Raw genomic sequence first — 8,672 nt, forward strand, 5'->3', positions numbered from 1 at the left:
GCATTTATTGGTATTACTGCGACAAGTCTTGTCACTTAGCCAATTTTGCGTATTTAAAATTAATCACATCATTATTTAAAAGTTGCTGAGTGAAGTCATAAGGACTTATAAAGCTGTTCTGATTTGCTTCCAGGTAGTCACTCCACCAATTAAGCATAGCTTTCCGTTCTTCCATGTATTCAGCTTGATGAGTGTAAGCTAAACGTACTTGGTCACGTTCTTGGTGACTCATTTGCTTCTCTACGGCTTCTTTTTGAAAGAGAGTACTTTGCACGAGGGCAGAACAAGCCATTCCCCTAAAGCCATGCCCGCATATCTCATTATCAGTGTCATAGCCTAAACGGCGCAAAGTATTATTGATTGTAGTTTCACTGATAAACCCTTGAGGGTCGCCATTCTTAGGAAAGACATTTTTAGTCATATGGCTATAGATATGAATCTCGTTAAGAATGGAAATGACTTGAGGTGATAAAGGTATCAGGTGCTCAGTTTTCATTTTAGCCCCACGATTAGAAAACTTCTGCCCTTCTATTAATTCACGCTCTGGTGGTATCGTCCATATCCCCTTTTTAAGGTCGAACTCAGTCCAACGAGCAAAACGTACCTCACTGGAACGCGCAAAGGTATGCAATGTGAACGCCGTACATAATCTTGTTAATGGATAGCCAGTATCACTGTTTAACCTCTGTAGTAGCTCAGGGAGTCGTTCAAGTGGTAATTGCGGATAGTGCTTCGCCTTATTGGTCTTAACGAATACGTCCTTTAAGAAATAAGATGGGTTTTCTTCTAATAAACCTCTTGAGATTGCATAAGCAAAAATGGCACTAAATCTCTGTCTTGTTTTCTTAAGTACCTCTGTAAATCCTTTTTCCTCAATTGACCGTAAAACCATAACCAAATCTTTAGGCTTCACTTCATCAATAGACTTATCTCCAATCAAGGGGAATACATACTCTTCTAAATTTCTTAACGCTTTGTTTGCTGTATCGGGTATCCATCTGCCTGTATTGCTGTATTCCTTATGCCAGTCCCGGGCTATGGCTTCAAAACTAAATGAATTGTTCTTTTTATACTTTTGGATTTCTTCATATTCGATTGGATCTGTACCTTGTGCTAGTAGCTGCTCATAACTACGGCGCTTATCCCTTGCTGCCTTTAGGCTTAATGCGGGGAAATTACCTAAAGTCATTAATCCATCTTTGCCATTAGCTTTTTTATATTTATATCGCCATACCTTAGTGCCACTTTTTCGTACAAACAAAATTAAGCCCTGCCCATCGTATAAAGAATAGTCTTTATCTTGTAGCTTGGCGCTTGTGCATTTGGAATCTGAGAGCGGTGTTATGTGCTTGGCCATAGTCGGAATAAGGATACAAAAGAAGATAGAATCAAATATATCCTCATATATATCCTTATAACTTGCAACTATATCCTTATTTATTTTGTTATGTTCTGCTGTGTTTTTATTATAAAACCTTATATTTAAAGGCTTTCAGAATATATTTTTGTATATTCTGCTATTGATTTGGTGCGCTCAGCGGGACTCGAACCCACGCCACAGGCTTCGGAGACCTGTACTCTATCCAGTTGAGCTATGAGCGCATCTTTTTTGGATCGCGCACATCATAACAAAAAAAAGCATAAGGTAAAGCAACTATCTCTAACTTCATCATTTTTATGCTTAGACTTTATACAATGTTCCAAAACAGCAACACAGAATTGCATGTGAATCACTTGGCTTATTTTGCGAGATCACTCACAATATCTCAACTTTTCACCATTTGAGATATTCATGACTGATGCACTGATCTTAAGGGATTTGTCGAAGACCTATCGCAATGGCTTTCAGGCATTGAAAGGAATTAACTTAAATGTACCAGAAGGTGAATTTTATGCGCTACTGGGGCCTAATGGCGCAGGAAAATCTACCACCATCGGTATTATCAGTTCATTAACAAAAAAAACCTCCGGTACAGTCGAGATTTTTGGTCATAACCTGGATACTCACCCTTCTCAGGCCAAACAATGCCTAGGCGTGGTGCCTCAGGAATTCAACTTTGCCCAGTTTGAAAAAACCTTTGATATTTTGGTGACTCAGGCAGGCTATTACGGCATTCCTAAAAAAATTGCACAGCAACGGGCGGAGCTTTATCTGACCAAACTGGGTTTATGGGAAAAGCGTTCCACTCAGGCCCGCATGTTATCGGGTGGGATGAAACGTCGCCTGATGATCGCGCGTGCCATGATGCACGAACCGAAACTGCTGATTCTGGATGAACCGACGGCAGGTGTTGATATCGAGTTGCGTCGTTCGATGTGGGAATTTTTGAACGAGATGAATGAAAAAGGCACCTCCATCATTCTGACCACGCATTATCTAGAAGAAGCAGAAATGCTGTGTCGCCGCATCGCGATTATTGATCGCGGTGTGATTAAAGAAGACACCACCATGAAAAACTTCTTGAGTCAGCTCAATGAAGAATCGTTTATTTTTGATCTGGCCGAACCGATTGAACCTTTGCATCTGGATATCATCGGCGTGCGATTTAACCTGATCGATCCGATGACTTTAGAAATCACCATGGACAAGGCACACACCATGAATGATCTATTCCAGTTACTGGAATCACAGAATATTCAGGTACGCAGTATGCGGAATAAATCCAACCGTCTGGAAGAACTTTTTGTGAAAATGGTCGAGAAAAATCTGGATGGAGCTGCGCAATGAACATTAATCAACTCAGCGTAGCTTTATATACCATTATCTATAAAGAAGTGCGTCGATTTATGCGCATCTGGCCGCAGACCCTGTTGCCACCTGCAATTACCATGAGCCTGTATTTCGTGATCTTCGGTAATCTGGTCGGCTCACGCATTGGAGAAATGGGCGGCTATAGTTATATGGAGTTCATTGTGCCCGGTCTGATTATGATGGCCGTGATCACTAACAGCTATGCCAACGTCTCGTCTAGTTTCTTCAGCTCAAAATTCCAGAAAAGTATTGAAGAACTGATCATGAGTCCGGTACCGATGCATGCCATTTTATGGGGTCATGTATTGGGCGGTGTGATTCGTGGGATACTGGTTGCGATCATTGTCAGTGCCGTGAGCTTATTCTTTGCCGATTTATACATCACCAACTGGTTCGTAACTATATATACAGTCTTGATTACTTCCCTGCTGTTTTCTTTGGGTGGTTTTATCAATGCCGTTTATGCCAAATCTTTCGATGATATCTCGATCATCCCGACTTTTGTTTTAACACCACTGACCTATTTAGGTGGTGTGTTTTATGCTATTTCGAGCTTAAGTCCGTTCTGGCAAAATTTATCCTTGATTAATCCTGTCGTGTACATGGTCAATGCCTTCCGCTATGGTATTTTAGGACATAGCGATGTAAATGTCGCCATTTCACTGACAGTGATTACCTTATGTTGTGCCGTGCTGTATGCAGTGGCCTATCATTTACTCTCCCGTGGTTCAGGAATGCGTGAATAATGAGTGTAGAACAATCTCTCCTTGGTAAAGACACCAATTACCCGACAGAATATCAGCCCGATGTTCTGTTTCCGATTTCGCGCGCGCCTGCCCGTGAACAATACGCACATGTCGAAGCGATTCAGCAAGGTGCAGACTGGTGGCATGTGTTTGAAATTTCCTGGTTAAATTCAGCCGGTGTGCCGCAAGTGGCTATTGGCCGCATTAGCTTGCCAGCGTCTTCGCCAAATCTGATTGAATCCAAATCCTTGAAGCTGTATTTCAATAGTCTGAACTTTGCCAAGTTTGCATCTAAAGAGGCCTTTATCGCGACGGTCGAAAAAGATTTATCTGCTGCGGCTGAAGCTGAAGTTAAACTGCAATTGTTTCAGGTCGATGAATTAGAGATCAGCAAGCCGGAAGGTATCTGTATTGATGAGCTAATACCTGAGCGTCTGGAAAATCATCCAGATGCCAGTTTATTGGCTTTGGATTCGGATGATGCAGCAGAAGGCGAAATCCAGCTGTATTCACATTTACTCAGAAGTAACTGCCCAGTCACTGGCCAGCCGGACTGGGGAACAGTTTTTATACGTTATCAGGGTAAAAAACCTTGTTATAAGAGTATTTTAGCTTATATTATTTCCTACCGTCAGCATAATGGTTTCCACGAACAATGTGTGGAGCAGATATTTGCCGATATCTGGCAACAGCTAAAGCCTGAAAAGCTGATGGTCTACGCAACCTATACACGCCGCGGTGGATTGGATATCAACCCTTGCCGTGTATCGGATTTAACATGGATGCCTCGCCCTATTCGTTTAGCGCGACAATAAAAAACATTGAGGTTTAACAATGCCATTTTTTGGGTTTATTCCTTCTGCAGAGCTTTTAAATACAATTCAGACTGCACAAAAAAACAAAAATTCAAGTGAGCCGCTTTACCCATTGCGTGATAAAACCGCATTGATGATTAATGATGAAATTATTGATGCGATTCTCACCGAGCTGGTGCGTCGCTTTCCTGCCAGCGATAAACGCGATACTGCGGAAAAACTCGCCGGCTATATCAAGTCGACTGTTGCGGTTTTGCTGAAGCAGCTTCTGAGTAAAGCACCAAATGATGTGGTCAGAGAGTCGATTGCATTCTCTGAGCGCAGTCTGTTTAAAGATCCTGAAGGACATTTCCGCATTGGTGAGTCACTGGATGCCAATCTGGTGACGAATTTAAAACATCATTATGCAGAACTTAAAGCCGGTCAGAGTATCGATAAACAAGCGTTCAGTAACTTGTACAAGCAATTTGGTGAAGCGACAGTCCGACATTTTATGGTCGACTTTAATAAAACCCTGGATCTTGGCATGATCAAACGCAAGGCAGCAGATATTGGCGCATCTGCAGTGATCAAGGCCATCAATATGGCAGCAGATAAAATCATTCTGAATTTGAATAAAGATGAGCTGCGCGCCATGGCTGAATATCACGATACTTTGTTCTATACAGAATAGTTTTGCATAGCATGATCTCAAGATTTTCTGTAAATCTTGAGGAATTAGCCTGACTGAAGTCAGGCTTTTTTATGATCAGTGAAATAGCTTGTTACAGATAAGCGGCTCTATAAGACAGACTGCCGTAAAAATAGCCAATCCATCGCTATTTTTGTATAAGCGGCTAGGTCTCTTATTCATCCGAATGTTATCTTTAATCTGGCACTTTAAGCCTCACGATTGAAAAAATTTTATCAATCTTTTTCATGGCATGATTCAAATGACATCGCCAGCAACTCATCAAAAAACTGGAAATCGTAGCAAGATGTTGAAATCGGATTTTTATAAAAAATTGAAGCAGCTTTCAATCGTACTTACCGCATTCGGTCTCAGCAGTTTGAGTCTGGCCAACGATTTCCAATATCACCCCTCTTATGCCAGTTTTAAGCAAAATGCCATGCAGAGCTATGGGCTGAGTGCCCAGCAAGTAGATTCCGCAATGAGTGGGACGCGTAACCTGCCCAATATCATCAATATTATGAATCGCCCAGGTGAAAGTAAGCTTTGGTATTCGTATAAGACTAACTTCCTGGCTGAATCTACCATTCAGCGCGGCGTACGCTTTAAACAGCAATATGCAGAAACGCTTAACCGTGCTGAACAGCAGTTTGGTGTACCACAATCGATCATTCTAGGCATTTTAGGTGTAGAAACCGGTTTTGGCAGCAACAAGGGCTCTTTTGTCACTCGTGATGCTCTGGCAACCTTAGGTTTTGGCTATGAACGTCGTGCCCAGTATTTTCAGGATGAACTGGCTGCTTTAATTGCCTGGTCATATAGAGATGGTGTTGCCACCTCTTCTGTGGTGGGTTCTTATGCCGGCGCTGTTGGCTATCCGCAATTTATGCCAAGCAACATTCCCAAATTCGGCGTGGACTACGATGGCAATGGTCATATTGACCTGCGTAATTCAGCGGTAGATGCGATTGGCTCGATTGCCAACTATCTGGCACAGCATGGCTGGCAGCGTGATCAGCCAATTGCCTTTCCGGCACGTTATACCGGTTCAAATCCAGATGCAGTGATTGCCAAGGATCTGACTCAACCTACCCCCTATGGTGTGTTAAAAACGCAAGGCATCAGCCCAATGAATCCAATCGTAAAAATTGACGATCTGGATTTGGTCAATGTAATTCAATTACAAGAGAATTATGGCTCAATTTACTACATCACTTATCCAAATTTTCAAGTGATTACCACTTATAATCGCAGCCGTATGTATGCCACTGCTTTGTGGTTATTAGGTACCGAAATTACCAGCCGTTAACACTAAAGATTAACACAAAATATGTAAGTCAACATTTTTATGGGTTAATTTGTGCGTATTTTAAGCAATTTTAATATTATGTTACAATATTGATTATTTTTTGGTCAATCATTGTTTATTTTGCGTTCTTTTTTTAACTATTTTAATTAAACACTAGACAGTGTATTGCTGGCATGAATATTATCCATTTCGTTAAATGTAGTTGCATAAGTTAAATATCAGGCATGTTTACATGGTTTTTCAGCCATTTATGAACAACCAATAGATATGCTGTTAGGAGTTGATTCGATGCATTCTTCAATTTTGAAGTCTTTTATGGCCATTGCCACGATCGTCACGCTGACGCAATCGCAGGCAGATATGGTTCCGTCATCTTCATTCACCAATGAAAATGACAATTCGCGTCTTGCAACGCGAGTATTAAATAAAGAAGCTCAAAGCTTCAATTCAAATTTCACAAACTTGAACAGCCTTTCAATCACTGAGCGTTCTGGCGATAAAGTTCGCCGTGAAACCATTGCAGCGAAAATTGAACTTCCTGCAGAAGAGCCTTCAGTGATTGAAAAACTGAATACAGTGGCTTCTAATACTGTACGTAAATTCAGTCAGACAGGTACAGCGTCTTGGTATGGTCGTCAATTCCACGGCCGTAAAACTGCAAGCGGTGAAACCTTTGATATGAACGCAATGACGGCTGCTCATCGTAGCCTGCCATTGAACTGCTATATTCGCGTAACCAACCGTAATAACGGCAAGAGCGTGGTGGTTAAAGTGAATGACCGCGGTCCTTTCCATGGCAACCGTGTTGTTGATTTATCTTACGGTGCCGCAAAACAGTTGGGTATTACCAGTGCAGGTGTTGGCAATGTCAGCATCGAACGTGTCGCTGGTCCAAATTCTTAAGATTTGACCTGCAACACATTTAACAAAAGCCACAGCAATGTGGCTTTTTTTATTGCGTTCATTTTCCAGAAGAATATAAATGCCCCTGCTCAATCCTATTTTTAAAGTGAGTTCAGAAAAATTTTGGCATACTTATCTTGCCTGATAAAATTCACTCGCTTTTATGATTAACTTTTGACCACATCTGGATTCTGCTTTATATTTCCAGATAAGCAAAACGTATTCATGGAATGGAGCGAAGAATGAAAACAATATCTGAATGGTTTGATGAATATAGTGACAGCCATCAAAATAAAACCAACAAGCTGATTCACTGGGTCTGCGTACCAACCATCTATTTTTCGATTATTGGCATTCTGGCGCATTTCAGCGCTTTGCTGACTACCCTGCTACTGGTTTTGGCTTTTATCTTCTATGCACGCCTTGATCTTGTTTTGGCAGTAGCGATGGCTGCATTAACCTTGATGATGGCTTGGCTAATCTGGATTCTGCCAGTCGGTACCGGGTTCTTTATCGCCCTGTTCGTTTTTGCTTGGATTGGCCAGTTTTATGGCCATAAAGTGGAAGGGAAAAAGCCTTCCTTCTTCAAAGACCTCCAATTCCTCCTGATTGGCCCAATTTGGTGCATGGATGCCTATTTAGGTAAAATCCTACCGAACTGGAAATCACGCCATAACAGCGCAATTATGAGCGTTTAAACGCTATATTCGATTTATCCAATTGGAAGAACCTTATTGATAGGTTCTTCCTTGATGTTTTAACCAACCATCCACATGTTTTCGCGCAGGGTCATGATGCGTCCAATGAATCACCCCGCCCTTGTCACTGTATTCATATTCTCCATAAAACTCGACCTGATCCTGTTTTTGAATGTTCTGAATACGCGGCGCTAGATCGATATTATGCGCAACCAGTACAGTTTGACCATTTTGTAATTCAAAGATGAACTTTTGATGGCGCGATCCTTCATGATCATCTGGCAAAACGGCAATCACCAGTCCGCTTGAACGGACCTGTAGATCACTGTGACGCTGTTGAAACGCCCCTGCAATTCGGTCCAGATCATCAGTGGCTTGAGAAGGTACTAAGTTAGGCTCTGAATGAAGTATTTCAGTTGTGGTATTAGATACGGATGGAACAAGTGGCTGGGACTGCTGTAGATCCAGGCCCAGATAAGCAGCAATCAAGAGCGCAATGACTGCACCGATGCCCAGATTGGTTTTATTTGGCATTTTTATAACTTTTTTATTAAATGATAAATACATGATCTGAGCTCTATCACTAGACCCAAATCCTGTCCTTGAATTACTGATGAAGAATAGATCAGCATAAAAAAGCCCCATCAATCAGATAGGGCTTTTTCTAATTCCTCAGGAATTATTTTGCAGCAGCTTGAGCAGCAGCAACTTCTTCAGCGAAGCTCATTTCTGCTTTTTTCTCAATGCCTTCACCAACTTCGAAACGAACGAAGTTTGCA

The 8,672-nt window shown here is 41.7% G+C and carries 9 protein-coding genes, 1 tRNA gene and 1 pseudogene; 7 read left to right on the forward strand and 4 right to left on the reverse strand.

Annotation, left to right across the window (positions count from 1 at the left end):
- Positions 1-31: 31 nt before the first annotated feature.
- Together WAK81_RS01145 and WAK81_RS01150 are read right to left on the reverse strand one after the other, a co-directional pair.
- Entirely contained in the window at positions 32-1,357 is a 1,326-nt protein-coding gene (locus WAK81_RS01145) for a tyrosine-type recombinase/integrase (RefSeq protein WP_422195341.1), read from the reverse strand.
- Positions 1,358-1,526: 169 nt separating this feature from the next.
- Positions 1,527-1,602 (reverse strand) — tRNA-Arg (locus WAK81_RS01150).
- 190 nt (positions 1,603-1,792) lie between these two features.
- On the opposite strand from WAK81_RS01150, the gene WAK81_RS01155 reads away from it, so the two are divergent.
- From WAK81_RS01155 to WAK81_RS01185, 7 genes are all read left to right on the forward strand, one after another.
- Complete coding sequence (locus tag WAK81_RS01155) at positions 1,793-2,728, forward strand: ABC transporter ATP-binding protein (protein WP_422195342.1); 936 nt, start codon at positions 1,793-1,795, stop codon at positions 2,726-2,728.
- Positions 2,725-3,498: an ABC transporter permease gene (locus tag WAK81_RS01160; RefSeq protein ID WP_004279041.1), complete on the forward strand. Its 774-nt coding sequence runs from the start codon at positions 2,725-2,727 to the stop codon at positions 3,496-3,498. Before WAK81_RS01155 ends, WAK81_RS01160 begins: the two co-directional genes overlap by 4 nt.
- Positions 3,498-4,313 (forward strand): NADPH-dependent 7-cyano-7-deazaguanine reductase QueF, encoded by an 816-nt coding sequence (queF, locus tag WAK81_RS01165; protein ID WP_422195343.1) that lies wholly within the window; start codon positions 3,498-3,500, stop codon positions 4,311-4,313. Before WAK81_RS01160 ends, queF begins: the two co-directional genes overlap by 1 nt.
- 19 nt (positions 4,314-4,332) lie before the next feature.
- Positions 4,333-4,986: a hypothetical protein gene (locus WAK81_RS01170; protein WP_004645603.1), complete on the forward strand. Its 654-nt coding sequence runs from the start codon at positions 4,333-4,335 to the stop codon at positions 4,984-4,986.
- A 304-nt stretch (positions 4,987-5,290) separates the two neighbouring features.
- Positions 5,291-6,292 (forward strand): lytic murein transglycosylase B, encoded by a 1,002-nt coding sequence (mltB, locus tag WAK81_RS01175; RefSeq protein ID WP_422195346.1) that lies wholly within the window; start codon positions 5,291-5,293, stop codon positions 6,290-6,292.
- A 315-nt stretch (positions 6,293-6,607) separates the two neighbouring features.
- A complete protein-coding gene (locus WAK81_RS01180; protein WP_422195347.1) occupies positions 6,608-7,195 on the forward strand; it encodes a septal ring lytic transglycosylase RlpA family protein in 588 nt (195 codons plus the stop codon).
- 242 nt (positions 7,196-7,437) lie between these two features.
- Positions 7,438-7,893, forward strand: coding sequence for a DUF962 domain-containing protein (locus WAK81_RS01185; protein WP_422195344.1), 456 nt, complete (start codon positions 7,438-7,440; stop codon positions 7,891-7,893).
- A gap of 33 nt (positions 7,894-7,926) precedes the next feature.
- On the opposite strand, the gene WAK81_RS01190 is transcribed toward WAK81_RS01185, so the two are convergent.
- Both WAK81_RS01190 and WAK81_RS01195 read right to left on the reverse strand, forming a co-directional pair.
- A complete protein-coding gene (locus tag WAK81_RS01190) occupies positions 7,927-8,427 on the reverse strand; it encodes a DUF3465 domain-containing protein (protein WP_422195345.1) in 501 nt (166 codons plus the stop codon).
- Between the two features lie 145 nt (positions 8,428-8,572).
- Positions 8,573-8,672: pseudogene (locus WAK81_RS01195) on the reverse strand (elongation factor Ts); the annotation flags it as partial.

The sequence above is a fragment of the Acinetobacter sp. genome (assembly GCF_049284435.1).
GTDB lineage: Bacteria > Pseudomonadota > Gammaproteobacteria > Pseudomonadales > Moraxellaceae > Acinetobacter.